General features: G+C 58.4%; 15 protein-coding genes and 1 tRNA gene. 5 read left to right on the plus strand and 11 right to left on the minus strand.

Annotation, left to right across the window (positions count from 1 at the left end; genetic code table 11):
• Nucleotides 1-51: 51 nt before the first annotated feature.
• From Q0931_RS08450 to Q0931_RS08460, 3 genes are all read right to left on the minus strand, one after another.
• Entirely contained in the window at nt 52-255 is a 204-nt protein-coding gene (locus Q0931_RS08450; protein WP_299259245.1) for a hypothetical protein, read from the minus strand.
• A 105-nt stretch (nt 256-360) separates the two neighbouring features.
• Complete coding sequence (locus Q0931_RS08455; RefSeq protein WP_299259247.1) at nt 361-1,191, minus strand: undecaprenyl-diphosphate phosphatase; 831 nt, start codon at nt 1,189-1,191, stop codon at nt 361-363.
• A gap of 266 nt (nt 1,192-1,457) precedes the next feature.
• The gene (locus tag Q0931_RS08460; RefSeq protein ID WP_299259249.1) at nt 1,458-1,583 is read right to left on the minus strand and encodes a hypothetical protein; all 126 of its coding nucleotides are present in this window, start codon (nt 1,581-1,583) and stop codon (nt 1,458-1,460) included.
• Between the two features lie 75 nt (nt 1,584-1,658).
• Here Q0931_RS08460 and bla point away from each other — a divergent pair, with 75 nt between their 5' ends.
• Nucleotides 1,659-2,552: a class A beta-lactamase gene (gene bla, locus Q0931_RS08465; RefSeq protein WP_299259250.1), complete on the plus strand. Its 894-nt coding sequence runs from the start codon at nt 1,659-1,661 to the stop codon at nt 2,550-2,552.
• A 190-nt stretch (nt 2,553-2,742) separates the two neighbouring features.
• Here the strand turns inward: bla and Q0931_RS08470 are convergent, their stop codons facing one another.
• On the minus strand, nt 2,743-4,206 hold the full coding sequence (locus Q0931_RS08470; protein ID WP_299259252.1) for an aspartate ammonia-lyase: 1,464 nt from the start codon (nt 4,204-4,206) through the stop codon (nt 2,743-2,745).
• A gap of 580 nt (nt 4,207-4,786) precedes the next feature.
• The gene (locus Q0931_RS08475; protein ID WP_299259254.1) at nt 4,787-6,610 is read right to left on the minus strand and encodes an ATP-binding protein; all 1,824 of its coding nucleotides are present in this window, start codon (nt 6,608-6,610) and stop codon (nt 4,787-4,789) included.
• 805 nt (nt 6,611-7,415) lie between these two features.
• Here Q0931_RS08475 and Q0931_RS08480 point away from each other — a divergent pair.
• Nucleotides 7,416-7,949, plus strand: a complete 534-nt coding sequence (locus Q0931_RS08480) for an HPP family protein (protein ID WP_299259256.1) — start codon at nt 7,416-7,418, stop codon at nt 7,947-7,949.
• Between the two features lie 77 nt (nt 7,950-8,026).
• Here the strand turns inward: Q0931_RS08480 and Q0931_RS08485 are convergent, their stop codons facing one another.
• Nucleotides 8,027-8,224, minus strand: coding sequence for a hypothetical protein (locus tag Q0931_RS08485; protein WP_299259258.1), 198 nt, complete (start codon nt 8,222-8,224; stop codon nt 8,027-8,029).
• A gap of 79 nt (nt 8,225-8,303) precedes the next feature.
• Here Q0931_RS08485 and lpcA point away from each other — a divergent pair, with 79 nt between their 5' ends.
• On the plus strand, nt 8,304-9,125 hold the full coding sequence (gene lpcA, locus Q0931_RS08490; protein WP_299259260.1) for a D-sedoheptulose 7-phosphate isomerase: 822 nt from the start codon (nt 8,304-8,306) through the stop codon (nt 9,123-9,125).
• 101 nt (nt 9,126-9,226) lie between these two features.
• Here the strand turns inward: lpcA and Q0931_RS08495 are convergent.
• From Q0931_RS08495 to Q0931_RS08505, 3 genes are all read right to left on the minus strand, one after another.
• Nucleotides 9,227-9,303: transfer RNA gene (locus Q0931_RS08495), tRNA-Arg, on the minus strand.
• A 78-nt stretch (nt 9,304-9,381) separates the two neighbouring features.
• Nucleotides 9,382-10,089, minus strand: a complete 708-nt coding sequence (locus Q0931_RS08500) for a response regulator transcription factor (RefSeq protein WP_299259262.1) — start codon at nt 10,087-10,089, stop codon at nt 9,382-9,384.
• Nucleotides 10,079-12,013 (minus strand): ATP-binding protein, encoded by a 1,935-nt coding sequence (locus Q0931_RS08505; protein ID WP_299259264.1) that lies wholly within the window; start codon nt 12,011-12,013, stop codon nt 10,079-10,081. The genes Q0931_RS08500 and Q0931_RS08505 overlap by 11 nt, the downstream gene beginning before the upstream one ends.
• A 288-nt stretch (nt 12,014-12,301) precedes the next feature.
• Here Q0931_RS08505 and Q0931_RS08510 point away from each other — a divergent pair, with 288 nt between their 5' ends.
• Nucleotides 12,302-14,215, plus strand: coding sequence for a potassium transporter Kup (locus tag Q0931_RS08510; protein WP_299259266.1), 1,914 nt, complete (start codon nt 12,302-12,304; stop codon nt 14,213-14,215).
• A gap of 44 nt (nt 14,216-14,259) precedes the next feature.
• Nucleotides 14,260-15,225, plus strand: coding sequence for a restriction endonuclease (locus tag Q0931_RS08515; protein ID WP_299259268.1), 966 nt, complete (start codon nt 14,260-14,262; stop codon nt 15,223-15,225).
• A 121-nt stretch (nt 15,226-15,346) separates the two neighbouring features.
• On the opposite strand, the gene madM is transcribed toward Q0931_RS08515, so the two are convergent.
• Together madM and madL are read right to left on the minus strand one after the other, a co-directional pair.
• Nucleotides 15,347-16,108 carry a malonate transporter subunit MadM gene (madM, locus tag Q0931_RS08520; protein ID WP_299259270.1) on the minus strand — a complete coding sequence of 254 codons (762 nt, stop codon included), beginning with the start codon at nt 16,106-16,108 and terminating at the stop codon, nt 15,347-15,349.
• 67 nt (nt 16,109-16,175) lie between these two features.
• A complete protein-coding gene (gene madL / locus Q0931_RS08525) occupies nt 16,176-16,586 on the minus strand; it encodes a malonate transporter subunit MadL (RefSeq protein ID WP_299259272.1) in 411 nt (136 codons plus the stop codon).
• Nucleotides 16,587-16,698: the final 112 nt, after the last annotated feature.

Below are 16,698 nucleotides of genomic sequence, written 5' to 3' on the forward strand. Positions count from 1 at the left end.
AGGCCCACCGGCAGGGCACCGATGGGCCTGAGGTTTTACGCAGCGAAGGGATCAGCTGTCTTCATTCAAGCGCTGGCAGTCTTCCTCGGCTTCCTCGCGCACTTCATATTCCTCGCTGACATAGTGCTCCTGCTGATTATCCCAGATGCGAAAGCACACCAGCGGTATGTCATCCATTTCCTTTTGCTGCTCACGATTGGGAGCGCCCTTCACGTGTGCGGTCGCGTGTTCATGCACTTCATAACGGCTCGCCATGCCTGCCTCCCGATGGATCAATAACAGGGAAAAGTGTGGTCATGAACAGCGTGAAATGCCACCGAACGCATCACGGAATCACACGCCGGGTGAGAAGCGCAGGGCTCAGGCCTGAGCCGTACTCCAGTCGATAATGCCGAAATACCACGTGGCCAGAATCAAAAGGCCAAACCCGACCCGATACCAGGCAAACACCGCATAGCTGTGGCTGGCGATGAACTTCAAAAGTGCCCGCACCGTCAGCATGGCGACAATAAAGGTCGTCACGAAGCCAATGGCGAAGATCGGCAGATCCTCCATGTGCAGAATGTCGCGATACTTCCACAGCGAATAGACCGTAGCGGCGACCATGGTCGGCATGGCGAGAAAAAACGAGAAGTCGGTGGCGGCCTTGCGCGACAGCCCGAACAGCAGCCCGCCGATGATGGTCGAGCCCGAACGCGAGGTACCGGGAATCAGCGCCAGACACTGCGCCAGCCCGACCTTGAGCGCCAGCTGCCAGGTCATGTCATCGACTGTCTCCGCCTTGATCGTATGCTCGCGCTTTTCCGCCCAGAGCATGACGAACCCGCCGATGATCAGCGCGGTGGCCACGGTGATGGGATTGAAAAGCCAGTGCTCGATCAGATCGGCCAGCAACAGCCCCAGTATGACCGCAGGAATGAAGGCCACCAGCACGTTCAGTGCAAAGCGCTGCGCCTGCGGTTCGCGGGGTAGCCCCCGGACCACGCCAAGCACGCGCGCCCGAAACTCCCACATGACCGCCAGGATGGCGCCGAGCTGAATGACAATCTTGAACGCAGTGGCCGTGTCGCCGTTAAAGTTGAGCAGATCCCCTGCAATGATCAGATGCCCGGTACTGGAAACGGGCAGAAACTCGGTCAATCCTTCCAGTATACCCAGCACAAAGGCTTGAAGCGCCGCCAGAGTCAACATGTTACGTCCATCGGTAAGGTGTCATGAAGGCACGGACGCTATCGCATCCGCCCGGGCAAGCATAAAGGTGGCCGATGATGTTGGCATATGGCGGGGTTGTCCAGTGCTCAAACGCCTGTCACGTATCCATCCCCTGCCCCTTGACATCTCGAGATATCAACGCTCCATGACTGCGGCGCCGGGAAAACATTCCCGCTTATCGTGAGATCAGAGGTCGAGATGCTCACAACGCACAACCATGAAAGGCGCTACATCAATGGCCATTGCTATAAGCCCTGCCACTCCTCCGCCGTGATGGCATAACGATCATGGTCTCGCCACTGCCCGGCAATATTGAGATAGCGCGGCGAGTGGCCCTCCAGCCTGAAGTCCAACGCCATTACCTGTTTCATCAGCCCTTGCCCTGCCCTGTATTCCGCCATCGCTTCGGGCTATGTTGCCTGTTTTCATGACTCAGGAATGCTTCCATGCCGCTGATCAATCGTCGTCGCCTGCTTTCTGCCGTTTCCCTGCTGCCGCTGGCCGCACTGCCCCTGCCAGCGCTTGCCAAAACGGGCGCTGGATCAAATGGTCAGGAGATTGAGCGCAGGCTTCAGGCACTGGAACAGCAGCACAAAGGGCAGCTGGGCGTGGCACTCATGAATGTGGGCACAGGCGCCGTAGTCAGTCATCGAGGCGATGAGCGGTTCTTGTTCAACAGTACGGGCAAGGTGTTCATTGCCGCCGCGGCACTGGCGCAGGTGGATCATGACAGGGAGTCGCTGGATCAGCGTATCGAGGTCAAAAAATCTGATCTGACCGGCTGGACGCCCGTGACTGAAAAGCGGCTCGGCAGCCCGGGCATGACGATCGCGGAGCTCTGCCAGGCAGCGGTGGCCTGGAGCGATAACGCCGCCGCCAATCTTTTGATCGAGCGCCTTGGCGGCCCGGCGAAGGTGACTGCCTTTCTGCGCGACATCGGGGATACCACCACCCGGCTGGATCGCAACGAGCCGACGCTCAACGAGCATGACCACGAAGGAGACGAGCGCGACACGACCACCCCGCTGGCGATGATGCAGACCCTGCGCGCCCTGCTGCTGGGCGACGCGCTTTCCCCATCATCACGTCACCAGCTCGCCGCCTGGATGATCGAGGGCAAGACAGGTGACGCTCGCCTGCGCGCCGGTATGCCCGCCAGCTGGCTGATCGGTGAGAAAACCGGCACCAACAGCGTCGGCAACGCCGCGGATATCGGCATTGCCTGGCCTTCGGATCGCGGCGCGGTGATTGCGGTGGCCTATGTCTGTCTGCCGGAGGCCGACAAGGTGCGGCGCGATCAGGTCATCGCGGAGATCGGCCGGCTGTCGGCGAGCGTTTGAAGTCATGGCGAGCGTTTGGAGTCATACCGGCGCCGATTTCATGCCTGGTCAGCCCCACGGAAATATCCGAGGGGCTGCCTTGTTGCACTGATCCTGCAGAGAGCACTGACACGCTTCAGCGACCCCTTTTGGCAGCAAATCCTTTTGGTCAGCCGGAACCGTTACCGGAAAGCGTTACAGCATCAAAGGACTACTGATTGCCTTTAATACTCTTCGGCCCCAGGCGCGGCGCGATCATGTTTTCGGGTCGCAGGATATCCTGCAGGGTCTCTTCATCCAGCAGCTGCTCCTCGCGAACAAGTTCCAGTACCCCCCGGCCACTGACCAACGCCTGCTGGGCAATACGCGTCGAGTTCTCGTAGCCGATATAGGGGTTCAGTGCCGTCACCAGGCCGATGGAGGCTTCCACCAGCGCCTGGCAATGCGCCCTGTTTGCCGTAATACCGACAATGCACTGCTCACGCAGCATATCCATGGCCCGCGTCAGAAGGCGTATGGAGTCAAAAATCTTGTAAGCGATCAGTGGTTCCATGACATTCAGCTGCAGTTGTCCGGCTTCTGCCGCCATGGTCAGGGCAAGATCATTACCGATGACTTCAAAGGCCACCTGATTGACGGCTTCCGGGATCACCGGGTTTACCTTGCCGGGCATGATGGAGCTGCCCGGCTGGCGCGCCGGCAGATTGATTTCATTAAGCCCGGTACGCGGCCCGCTGGAGAGCAGGCGCAGGTCGTTGCAGATTTTTGAAAGCTTCACGGCCAGGCGCTTGAGCATGCCCGAGAAGAGGACAAAGGCACCCATGTCGGACGTGGCTTCAATCAGATCGGTCGCCGGCACCAGCGGCTGGCCGCTGATCCTTGCCAGCAGATTGACAGCGACATGCTGATAGCCCGGATCGGCATTGATCCCCGTGCCGATCGCGGTGCCGCCCAGATTGACCTCGCGAAGCAGCGGCGGGACCTGCTGACGCAAGTGGCCCAGATCCTCTCCCAGGGTCGTGGCGAACGCCTGAAACTCCTGGCCCAGCGTCATCGGCACCGCATCCTGCAGCTGGGTGCGCCCCATCTTCAACACATCAGCGAAGGCCTTTCCCCGCTCGGCGAAGGATTCACACAGCTGCTCCAGACTATCCAGCAGCGCATCATGACCCAACAGCAGGCCGAGGCGGATGGCCGTCGGATAGGCATCGTTGGTCGACTGCGACATGTTCACGTCGTTATTGGGGTGCAGGTGATAATAACCACCCTTGGCGCGCCCCAGAATTTCCAGACCGACGTTGGCGATCACCTCATTGGCGTTCATGTTGGTCGAGGTGCCCGCCCCGCCCTGGATCATGTCGACCACAAACTGGTCGTGATAATGGCCATCAATGATGCACTGACTGGCCTCATGAATGGCCCTGAAGCGCTGCTCATCCAGATGGCCCAGATGATGATTGGCTTCTGCCGCAGCCTGTTTGACCATGGCCAGCGCCACGACCAGACGAGGATAATGGGAGAGCGGTACGCCACTGAGGTGGAAGTTGTTCACGGCACGCAGCGTTTGAATCCCGTAATATGCATCAGCCGGCACATCGAGCATGCCCAGCAAATCCTTTTCCTGACGAACGCCCGGGGTACTGTCACTCGAGCCAAATGTTTGAGACGAAGTCATGCCGGTATTCCCACCCCACCGAAGAAGAAAAAAGATCAAGAGAAGCCAACCCGGCAACACTACTCGCACCGACACTCACCGACCAATGCCGTTACCTTCTGTATCATGCCGGGTCGGCATATCGACGTTTGAAATGATGTGATCGGTGATTGTCGAACAGGCAAAAAATGAGGATCGGTTGCCCGACCTTGGTAGTGCTTTGTGATTCCATCAAGGCACCCTTGATGCATGCAGGATCGTGCGTGAAATAGCCCGATTTGCGGTTTTTTAAACGATCAGTACAGGAGGCGTGGGAAATTGTCAGGCAGGATAAAGCGACGGCCGAGGCAGGACTAGAAACAAACCGTAAGCGCATGAAAAGTAAAGGATAAGTTAATATATAAACAAAAAATATGCCAATTGGTATACCCTTACTCTCATCGTATAGCCTAACTGCTCTCCACATGACGACAAATATTCATGAGAACAGAGGCTGCTTACAGCCATAAGAGGATGTTGAGACTTTCCTGCTCTTTAACCCTTCAAACACCGGCGCAGCAGCGCTGCGCCCGCGTGCTTTGGCTTGATATAATTCAATACGTTAGTTTAGAAAACCAGCCATTGTAGTGAACCAATCTCTCACTTCCCCGTTAGGGTCCCTTTCATTAATCATATCCGCGGTCATAAGCGGAAAAGCTTTTTCGGCGAGACGCATTTTTGCATTATTGTCTTTCATAATCCCATCATATCCCTGTGCAACAGAGTATATTTCTGCAAAAGCCCTAGGCGTTGCTTTTCCATTTTCATCAGGGTAATCGGTTACAACAACATCCACGTCAAAAGCCTCTCTTATTACATCCGCGTGCAAATAACATTCGATTTCATATTTTTGTGTAATAAAGCCAAGTGACCCATCACCACGAGCTTTAACTCGCTCAACTATATCAGCATATTGAGGCACGTCAGCGTCGTAAATGTGCAACTCAGGCCTTCCAAATCCTTTCAGATAATTATCATTAACCCAATGTTTTAAATTGCCACCACCAAGAACAACAAAAGCGATTCTATCGTCATTGGCCAAATCAGGAATTGAATTGTCTTCCAAATGCAATGCACGACTGAGCGATTTTAAGGCTTTAACATCTGTCGGCCCTTCCACACAACAGATCAATCTGACTCTACTATCTGGCGTTACCCCAAGAGCTTCTGCCACTCTTTTCAGCACATCTACGCCACCTTCAATACAAGGTTGTGCATTTTCATTTCTGGTTACAAAACGAATGCCTTCTATTGGAAGATCACTTGCAAACCCAGGACTATGGGTCGTGATTACCACCTGACAATTATCTTCACTAGCAATATCTAAAAAAGCTTGCTGGAGTATTTTTTGGTTATTTGGATGCTGAGCAGTTTCAGGCTCCTCAATAGCATAAATAATTCCTTTTTTACTCCCTTGAGTAAGCAGCCTTTCAGCTTCAGCCTTAAAAAAACTAACTAAAACCAAGCGGCGAACACCGCTACCACGCTTATTTAATGGTATCCCATCTGTACTAAGACTTACAGAAAACAAACCTGTCCATTTCGCCGGAGTTGGAGGGATAAACTCTGGCACCAATTGCGATGCAAGACTTGCATCTATAGTTTTTAGTGCTTTATGCGTGTTATTAGCAATTTCTTCTGTTCTTTCTTTTATTTTTTTCTGAATTCGCTCAATATCATCCTGAACTTCTGATATTGCAGCAGAAACAGCAGCTTTCATGGGGTCTTGAACCTCACCATCTGAGTCCTTGCTGCTTCTATCGCTTTGAAAAAGAGCAAACAACGGCAAATACTTATCGATTTGCTCCCAAATTCTTTTGCTATCTTCCTTAGGTTTTGTTACCGGTATCTCTATCTCCTGAAGCTTCAAATCATTAGAATTACCCCATATTGCTTTTCGCATTATAGGATTACCTTTAAGCGGGCAATCTATACCCTGCTCTTTGATTATTTTTTGAAGCTCTTTTTCTTTTAACTCAAGTAAATTATTTATTCCAGCGCCTGTTGGATGATTACAAATTATGAAAACGTCACAGGATGGCGTTTTCTTGCTGCAATCAAAAGTTTTTTTGATTTTTAACGTTGATTCAGTCGTCAGCAAATACTCGCTTAGCAAAGTAGTTCTGTGTCCGCTATCAAGAATTATGTTATCAGGGAGACTTGTAAATTCGCAGGTAACACAAACTACCTTATTTTCGTTAGAAATATTTGCATCATCCTGACTGATCTTCACCGTATCATTATTGAAGAAAATTTCTAAAGCTTCTAGTACCGTAGATTTTCCTATATCATTTTTACCAATAAAGGTAGTAAAGTCATCAATCTTGACTTTAACAGGATCTTTATAGCAACGTACATTCTCTATTTCTACGGATAATAGCTTCATGAACCCTCCTCTTTAGTGTAATAACAGTTGTTAAATGCACACTCACTATTTGACCTCAATCAACGCACTCTTAAATCATATTATTCATTGCATAACTAAGGCCTTAATTACTGAAGTGCGCATATATTACTTATGGCTCCGACCCGAAATAATTTTTATGGCGCATGCCAAATACCACTAATTAAAAATATTACTGCATTTTTCTGCATGTCCACTTTGGGTCGGAACTGGTCAGATCTCTGCATTTAAAGGCACGTAGTTCTATACAGTTTCCCTTCTAGTACTCACCCCCAACGCGCTGTCGACTCCCCGCCCCGCCTGCGCGCTAAATGGGTCGGTTTTATTGCACCCTTGCAGATGGCTTCAAACCGCCCCGATGCTGGGCCGCGCGGCGATTTTGTGGCTCGCAAAAATCTTGCGTTTCCTTGCATTTCACGCTCGCCCACTAGGCACGCCCGGCCGGCAAAACCACCATGCCGGTACAGGTTCGAGCGACAGCGTGAAAACAGGTGTCCTGTCCGTTCTCTGTAAAACTCTGCTAATCCTCAAACGACGATATTGAATTAGGCTGACTAAGTAAAGTTATGTAATGCCATTAACCCTAAAGTAGCGTGCTCTTTTCAGCCCCGTTCGCTCGCCAAAATGAAATGATCACGCCCTATTTCCCAACGCTTGCCGCCTCATACCCTGATGCCCAGGTCCCCTTCTTCAAAAAATATTTGACCCTATAGCCATGCACTATTTCAGTGCATGCCGCGCCAGTGGCACTATCTGCGATCTTTTTGAACGATCACGGCGGGTATTCGTGAAAAATTATCTCGACAAGATGAGAGGCACGGCGGTGTCGCGAGGCGCGCCCTGCTGGCGTGATGCGCTCTGGTCATGGGTCGGGGCATTTGTCGGCATGACCGGGGTCGGCTGGATCAGCGCGCAATCCATGCAGGCGCATACGCTGCTGATGATCGGGTCGTTCGGGGCGACGTCGGTACTGCTTTACGCGGCCCCGGAAAGCCCCTTTGCCCAGCCGCGAAATGTGCTGGGCGGTAGTGTGCTTTCGGCACTATGCGGTGTGGTCACCTGGATGCTGCTGGGTGATAGCTGGATTGCGGCCGCTGTGGCGGTCTCTACCTCCATTCTGATCATGCAGTTGACCCATACGCTGCACCCGCCCGGCGGTGCTACGGCCCTGATCGCGGTGATCGGCTCCAACGAGCTGCACGATCTGGGCTGGGTCTATGCGTTCTTCCCCATAGGGCTCGGCTGCCTGCTGATGCTGACCGTGGCGGTGCTGATCAACAATCTGGCACGGCATCGGCGCTATCCGCAGCACTGGCTGTAACGCAAGCACCTGATGGAAGTGCGACCTCACCAAAAAGCCCCGCACATGGCGGGGCTTTTTGGTATCAATGATCATGATCAGACGGCATTATCGTCGCTGTCCTCATCCTCTCGGCGGCTCAACTGCCCTTCCCTATTGCGAAGGTTCGCCTGTGGTGTGTTGGTCTGCGTGTACTCGACCTGTGTGCGGCTGTTGGTCTGGCGATGATCCACATAGTGCAGCAGGGCAAGCTGTGCGATCAGAAAGCCACAGCAGATCAGAATACCTTTCAACATGTCTTTTATCCTGGTGTCAAAAAGGGGCGACAAGGTTCGTGACGTTATCGCATTCAGCCCAATATCCGCTAGTGGGCTTATGGCCAACCACGCTTATCAGCCCACCCGTCATACGATCCCACCACTGGCGAACGGTCGGGCGCTTTGGAACACCTGCAACCTGTTACATCGCTACTCCATGCTCTACCACTGGAAAATACCGGTGGTGACGTCCAGTGTGCCCGATAGCCGTATACTGGCCCACAGCCACTCATCACGCTTGCTGCTCACCAGCGCTTCAATGACCGCCAAAACACACAGAGAGAAGATCCGGATGGATTTGAAAGAGATCGTACAGGGGCAGCTGACCGAGGCCGCCGAGGTGCTGGCCCGTTTCCGTCAGGATGAGACGCAGATCGAGGCCATCACACAGGCCGCCGAGCTTTTGGCGGCGCGCTTCAAGGCCGGCGGCAAGGTACTGGCCTGCGGCAACGGCGGCTCCCACTGCGATGCGATGCATTTTGCCGAAGAACTGACCGGGCGCTTTCGTGACCATCGCGCCGGCCTGCCGGCGATTGCCATTTCAGACCCGAGCCACCTTTCCTGTGTAGCCAACGATTATGGCTATGAGCACGTCTTTTCCCGCTATGTCGAGGCGCTCGGGCAACCGGGTGACGTCCTGTTCGGTCTGTCCACGTCCGGAAACTCCGACACCATCATCAAGGCGGTCGACGCCGCCAGAGCGCGAGGAATGCACGTCATACTGCTGACCGGCAAGGACGGCGGTCAATTGGCAGGCCGGGCCGACGTTGAGATTCGCGTGCCGCATTTCGGCTATGCCGACCGTATCCAGGAGATTCACATCAAGGTGATTCACTCCATCATCTTGATGGTGGAGCAGCTGATGGCTTCAAAGGATTAAGGCAGCGTGCGGATGAGCTTCGAGCAGATGACTTTCGAGCAGATAGCCAGCAATGTCTGATAACGGGGGAATTGATCAAAGGGGCCCTGATCAGGGGGAAATGGCGCCCGCGGCAGGACTCGAACCTGCAACCCACGGCTTCGAAGGCCGTTGCTCTATCCAATTGAGCCACGCGGGCAGTGATGCGTTGCGCATCAACGGTCCTCATTCTAGCGGGACAGGGCCGGCATGAACAGGGTGAATTTTCATTGTCTTTTCAAGGCGCTGTATCACCCTCCACTATCAGCCGGTAGCCGATGCCCGCTTCGGTCTGGATCAGCGAGGGCGTTCGGGGGTCATCGCCGAGTTTTTGCCGTAGCCGGCTGACCAGGATGCGCAGGTAATGGGTGTTGTGTTCAAACACCGGCTCCCACAGCTCGATCAATAGCTGTCGACCGGTGACGATCCGGCCCGGCGTCTGCGCCAGCCGGGCCAGAAAGGCGTACTCCCGCGGGGTCAGATGCAGCACCTCGTCACCCCGGCTGACCCGGCGCTGCACCAGGTCGATCTCGATCTCCCCGGCCTGAAGCCGAGCGGGGGCGATCTCCGCACCGCCTCGAGCGCGAAGGGCCCCCTGGATGCGCGCCAGCAGCTCGCGAATACCGAATGGCTTGGTGACGTAGTCGATAGCGCCGGCATCCAGCGCCGCGACCTTCTCCTCCTCGCCCTCTCGCACCGACACCACGATCACCGGCGCCCGGCACTGCCAGTGCAGCGACCTGAGCACTTCCTGACCGTCCATGTCGGGCAGCCCCAGATCCAGCAGGATCAGATCAAAGGACGCTTCCCGCGCCCGTTCGATCCCTTCACGCCCGCTGGCGGCTTCTTCGATGGCAAATCCCTGTGAGCCGAGGCTGATGCGCAGAAAGCGACGAATCTCGCGTTCGTCATCAATGATCAGGACACGCGGTGTGTCAGTCGTCATGATCGAACGCCTCGGGCGGGGCCATCAATGGCAAATGGATCATAAAGGTGGCACCGCGTCCGGTGGGGCCGTCGGTCACGGTCACGTCACCGCCGTGCGCCCGCACCATGCTGCGACAGATGGTCAGCCCCAGCCCGCTGCCGTGGGGGCCGGCGTCCGTTTTTTCACCGGTAAAGAAACGCTCGAAGATGCTCTCGCGCAGCGCCTCGGGCACGCCCGGCCCTTCATCCTGAATGCACAGACACACCCGGTCGCCGTCGGTGTGGCCGGCCAGAGCAATCTGTCCCTGTTCCGGCGAGAGGCGAATGGCATTTTCAAGGATATTGACCAGCGCCTGTTCGATCAGCGCGGCATGTACATACAACAGCGGCAGGTCGTCGGGCCATGCCCGTACCACGCGAACTCGGGCCAATGCCCGGCACAGCCGGGTCAGCGCACCCTCGAATAAATCGCCCGCAGCCACCCAATCGCGCCTGATCGACAGGCCGTGGCCCAGGCGTGTCATGTCCAGCAGGTTCTGGATGTAGCGGTCGAGCCGCTCGCTTTCCCCCAGTACGGCCTCGAGCAGCTCCTGACGGTCATCAAGGCTCAGGCTGTCATCGAGATCGCGCAGGGTACTGGCCGAGCCGATAATCGAGGCCAGCGGTGTACGCAGGTCATGGGAGACCGAGGAGAGCAGCGCCGCGCGCAGGCGTTCGTTGCCTTCGGCCAGGCGGGCATCACTGAGCGCCTCCACCAGCGCCACGCGGGTCAGTGCGGCGGCGAACAGGCGAAAGAGCGTGTCCAGCAGCGCCGGTTCGCGCCGCTCGCGTCCGGTGCGGCGCTCATCGATGGCCATGGCCACCACCCCCAGCACGCCGGAGGCATCCACCAGCGGCACCATCCGCCAGCGCTGGTCGCTGAACATCGCCGTGCCCGGTCCGCTGGGTTCGGCGTGGTGATAGCTCCAGGTGGCGGCCTCGATCGTGGCGGCCTCCAGTACCGGCTCGCCGGGATAGGCAGCGCTCACGCTCGGAATGACCGCTGCGCCCTCGCACTCCAGAAAGGCGCAGGGCAGTGACCAGTCATGCGCCACGGTGGTAACGATGATCTCGCGGATTCGGGCCCGATCCGGCGCGGCCGACAGCGCCCGGGCGGTGGTGAGCAGCTGGCGCACCTGGTGGCGGCTCTCCCGCAGCGCCGTCATGCGCCGTCTGAGGGCGCCGCCCAGCTGCCCCCCCACCAGCGCGACCAGCAAAAAGAGCCCGATGGTCAGGCCCTCGCCATGCTCCATGATCTCGAGGCTGAAACGCGGACGGGTGAAAAAGAAGTTGTAGGCCAGGGCCGAGAGTGCCGCGGCCAGCATCGCCGCCCGCGCCCCAGCGCCGATCGCCGTGACCAGCACGGCGCCCAGAAAGATCAGCGACAGATTGGCCAGATCCATCTGACGGGCCACCAGCCAGGCGATCACCAGGGCCAGCGCCACACTGCCCAGCGGCCAGTACCATTCGCGTTCGGTGGGTCGCTGCCAGCGCGGCCATGGCCAGCCCCTGGATGCGGGGGTACCGGCGACCACCACAATGTCCAGCGTCTCGACGGCGGCCAGCACCTCGCGCCCGCGGCGCAGGCGTGGCCAGTACCAGCGCCGCGGCGCAGCGCGACCGATGATGAGCGAGTCGGCGCGGCTGCGCCGGGCGTAGTCCGCCAGCTCATCGCTGACCCGTTCACCGGTCAGGACGCACCACTGACCGCCCAGCCGGGTCACCTGATGGGACAGGGCTTCCAGCACTTCCGGCGGGGTCGGCCGACGAGGCGTGTCCACATGCACCGCCCGCCAGCCGGCGCCGCGACGACGGGCCATCTGCGCCGCTGTTCGAATCAGCGCTGCAGCCTCGAGCCGCCCCGGCACGGCCACCAGCACCTGTACATCCTCTGGTCGATTCATCACGACAGCCTCTGTGTCGGCACTTCTCATCAGCTCAGCACTACTCATCGGGTCAGCCCTGGTCATCAGATCAGCCCTGCTCATCCGCTCAGTACCACTCCTTGAGTGTGCACGCAGTCTTGTGCGCGCCCAACGTGGCCGGCGTAAAAGTTTCGTAAAAACCGCGTTGATGCCGTTGTGGCCGCCCCCGCTCGATTTCAATATGACACTGAGCGTGCCGATCATCCTGTCGCGCACGCGCTTGTTCTTTCTGCAACCACGCGCCACGGCGCGATATGGACATGCTCCATGACCACCGCCACATCCGGCCACGCGGCCGACTCTCCCCACAGGGCGTCGATGACGACACTGACCATCGCCGCCGTCGGCGTCGTGTATGGGGACATCGGCACCAGTCCGCTGTATACCCTCAAGGAGATCTTCACCGGGGGCTATGGCCTGCGTGCCGATGACAGCGGCGTGCTGGGCGTGTTGTCCCTGATCTTCTGGTCACTGATCTGGGTGGTCACGCTCAAGTATGTGCTGGTGGTGCTGCGCGCCGACAATCAGGGCGAAGGCGGCGTGATGGCGCTGACGGCGCTCGCCCGGCGCGGGGTCACCCATCGTCATCTGCAGCTGACGCTGGTGATGCTGGGGCTGGCAGGCGCGGCGCTTTTGTACGGCGACAGCATGATCACCCCGGCCATCTCGGTGCTGTCGGCCGTCGAGGGCATCGAGGTGGCGTATGCGCCCATCGCGCACTGGGTCGTGCCGGTGGCACTGGGCATTCTGATCGCCCTGTTCGTGCTTCAGCACCGCGGCACGGCCACGGTCGGCAAACTCTTCGGCCCGCTGACGCTATTGTGGTTCGCCTCGCTGGCCACGCTCGGCGTTTACGGCATCACTCAGGCACCCCGGGTGCTGGCGGCGGTCAATCCGCTGCATGCCATTGAGGTGTTTCGCACCAATCCCGACATCGGCATCATCATCTTTTCTTCCGTCGTGCTGGCCATTACCGGCGCCGAGGCGCTCTATGCCGATCTTGGTCACTTTGGCCGCAAGCCCATCGCCCGGGCCTGGTTCTGGATCGTGCTGCCGGCGCTGGTGCTGAACTACTTCGGCCAGGGGGCGCTGCTGCTGATACGCCCCGAGGCGATCAGCAATCCGTTTTATCTGCTGGCGCCGGACTGGGCCCTCTGGCCGATGGTGATACTGGCGACCATTGCCACCATTATCGCCTCGCAGGCGGTCATCACCGGGGCCTATTCGATGACCTATCAGGCCATCCAGTTCGGCTTTATCCCGCGCATGCGCGTGTTTCACACCTCAAGCGCCGAGCGCGGTCAGATCTACATTCCCACGGTCAACTGGCTGTTGATGATCGGCGTGGTGGCACTGGTCGTGGGCTTTGAAAGCTCGACCCACCTGGCGGCGGCCTACGGTATTGCAGTCACCGGCACCATGCTGATCACTTCGCTGTTGCTTTCGATGGTCATGATCCGGCTGTGGCGCTGGCCGCTGTGGGTCGCCCTTCCGCTTTTGGCCGGGTTTGTGCTGGTCGATGCGCTCTATTTCAGCGCCAATATCGCCAAGCTCTTTCACGGCGGTGCTTTCCCGGTGCTGGCCGGTATCGTGCTCTTTACCCTGATGAGCACCTGGTGGCGCGGGCGTACCCTGCTTGAAAAACGCGTCGGCACGGACATGCCCCTGGAGGCCCTGATCAACAGCCTGCGCCGCCAGCCGCCGCACCGGGTCAAGGGCACGGCCGTGTTTCTCTCCGGGCGTCGCGAGGTGCTGCCCCGGGCGCTGTTGCATAATTTGATGCACAATCAGGTGCTGCATGAGCGCGTTATTGTCGTCACGGTCGAAAGCGATGACCGCCCCTGGCTTGAGGGTAAAGAGCGGGTGCAGATGGAAGCCTTCGAGGACGGGTTCTACCGGGCCATCGTGCGCTTTGGCTACATGGAGACCAACGATCTGCCGCATGCCCTGTGCGCCTTCAGCCAGTCCCGCACGGCGACAGAGACACCCTTCCCCTTCGAGCCGATGAAGACCACCTGGTTTCTGACCCGCGAGACCCTGGTCAGCTCGCCGCATGTCGGCATGGCGCGCTGGCGTGAGCGGCTCTTCTCCTTCATGCTGAAAAGCGCCCACAGCAACATGCAGTTCTTCCACCTGCCGCCCAACCGGGTCGTGGAGCTGGGCAGTCAGGTCGAGGTATAGGAGAATACGACCCTCGGCCGGGCAACTCGCCCGGCCGATATCTCTTGTCACTGGAGCCCTTTCACTGGAGCCGTGCTCGCCACCGTATGCCGATTCCCGATTTTCACGCCCTGATGTATCCCCTTTTGCAGCTTGCCGATCACGGCGAGCCACTGCGCCTGCGCGACAGCTACGCAACGCTGGCCGATGCCTTTGCACTGACGGCGCAGGAGCGACACCAGCTCAGCCCCAGCGGTCAGCAGTATCTCTTCAACAACCGCGTGACCTGGGCGGCCAGCTACCTGCGCAAGGCGGGACTACTGGAATCACGCGGCCGCGGGCTGGTCGCGATCACGCCTCAGGGCTACATCACCCTGCGCGAAGTGCGCCATATCGACATGGCCTACCTGATGGGCTTTGAATCGTTTCGGGAGTTTCGCCGTCGTACCAGCAGCAGCACGCCTCGCCCCCGTGGTCCGGAGGATTCGGACACCTTCGAGGAGGTCCCGGACTGTTTGACCCCGCTGGAGAGCATGGAGGTGTCGTGGCGCGCCATTCGTGCCGATCTTGAATTTGATCTCATCGAGCGGATGCAGCAGATCCATCCGGCGCGCTTTGAGCAGCTGGTCATCGATGTACTGATGACCATGGGCTACGGCTGCGGGGAATCAGCCGGGCAGAACGTCGGCCAGAGCGGGGACGGCGGCATTGATGGCATCATCAACGAGGACCCGCTGGGGCTTGAGACGATCTATCTGCAGGCCAAGCGCTGGGTGAACCCGGTGGGCCGGCCGGACATTCAGAAGTTTTCCGGCGCGCTGGCCGGACGCCGCGCTCGCAAGGGGGTGTTCATCACCACCTCACACTTCACCCGCGAGGCGCAGGAGTACGTCACCGGGCTTGAAACCCGCATTATCCTGATCGATGGCCCGCAGCTGGCGCGGCTGATGATCGATCACAACGTCGGCGTCTCTACCGTCGACCGTTTCGAGATCAAACGGCTGGACAGCGACTACTTTCTGGAGGAGTAACGCACGGGATGAGTGACGCTGCCACACGTCGAAGGCAGGAAGCAGGAAGCAAAAAGCACCTGAAACGCCATCGCCACCGTCCTCTCGATTCGGTGGCGATGATATCGACTGCCAACGCCTTTTAGAAAAACATCCGCACGCCCAGAAACAGCACCGTTGGCGCCAGCAGGATGCCAAGCCCGGTGTAGAAGGTGGCGGTCATCGCGCCATAGGGCACCAGACGTGCATCGGTAGCGGCAAGCCCTGCCGCCACGCCGCTGGTGGTGCCGATCAGGCCGCCAAAGATCATCGCCGAGCGCGGGTTGTCCAGCCCGATCATGCGGGCCACCAGCGGTGTGGCGACCATGGTCAGGATTGATTTCACCAGCCCTGCAGCAATGGAGAGCGCCACCACCTCGGAGCTGGCGCCCAGCGTGGCGCCGGTCACCGGCCCCACGATATAGGTCACCGCGCCGGCCGCAATGGTGGTGATGTCCACCGCACTGGTGTAGCCAAAGCCCACGGCCACCACGGCGCCGGCCAGAAAGGAGACCAGCACGCCGGCAAAAAGCGCAATCAGGCCGCGAACGCCGGCCTTTTTGATCTCGCTGAAGCGGACCCCATAGGCGGTGGCGATGATCGCCAGATCCCGCAGCATCCCGCCGCCCATCAGGCCCAGTCCGGTAAACAGCGACACATCCGCCAGCCCGTGGCTGCCGCCGGTGTAGATGCCGCCGAAGTAAGCCAGCGCCAGTCCGATCAGAATGGCGATCGCCGAGCCGTGCAATCGATTGGCGGTCAGGTGTCGGCTCATCCAGTGCGAGATGAACATGGTCAGGCCGATCACGGCAAAGGCCGCGATCAGGTGGTACTTGTCCAGCAGTGACATGATGGAATCGTTCATGAAACTCTCCGTGAGCCACAGCGCGAGGCCGTATCAGGGCCGTCAGCGATAATGTGGCAGGGCATGATCAGTGCGTACGGCCCTGCACCGGCGCTGCCGGTCGAGCATCCAGAGGCGTGGCGTCTTCCACGCGCTTGCCGGTCAGCAGCGGTACCATGGCAAGGCCCAGCACCACGGCCAGGGCGCCGGCCAGAATCGCGACCATGCCGCCACTGAACGCCGCCGCCACGTTCTGACTGGCGGCCATGGCGACCACGATGGGGATATACATCGCATTCCAGAAGTTGATGCCGCTTTCGGTGCTCTCCGGCAGATGGTCATGCGTTTTCAGATAGCCGGTCACGAAAATCAGCAGCAGCATGGCGATCCCCACGCCACCCAGATTGGCATCGATGCCCAGCAGCTGCCCCAGCACATCGCCAATGATCAGACCGACCAGCATGCAGCCGGCCAGCAGTGCCACGCCATAAATCACCATGGTCCCTCTCCTTTGTGCTTATGCTTGTGCTTGTGCTTGTGCTTGTTGCGGGATCAAACCGGCCATCGCCGAAAGGTGGCGATGGCAGCGGCCAAAAACGACGTCATGGATA

Origin of the sequence: uncultured Kushneria sp., from assembly GCF_947497025.1 — a bacterium.
In the GTDB taxonomy this organism is placed as follows: domain Bacteria; phylum Pseudomonadota; class Gammaproteobacteria; order Pseudomonadales; family Halomonadaceae; genus Kushneria.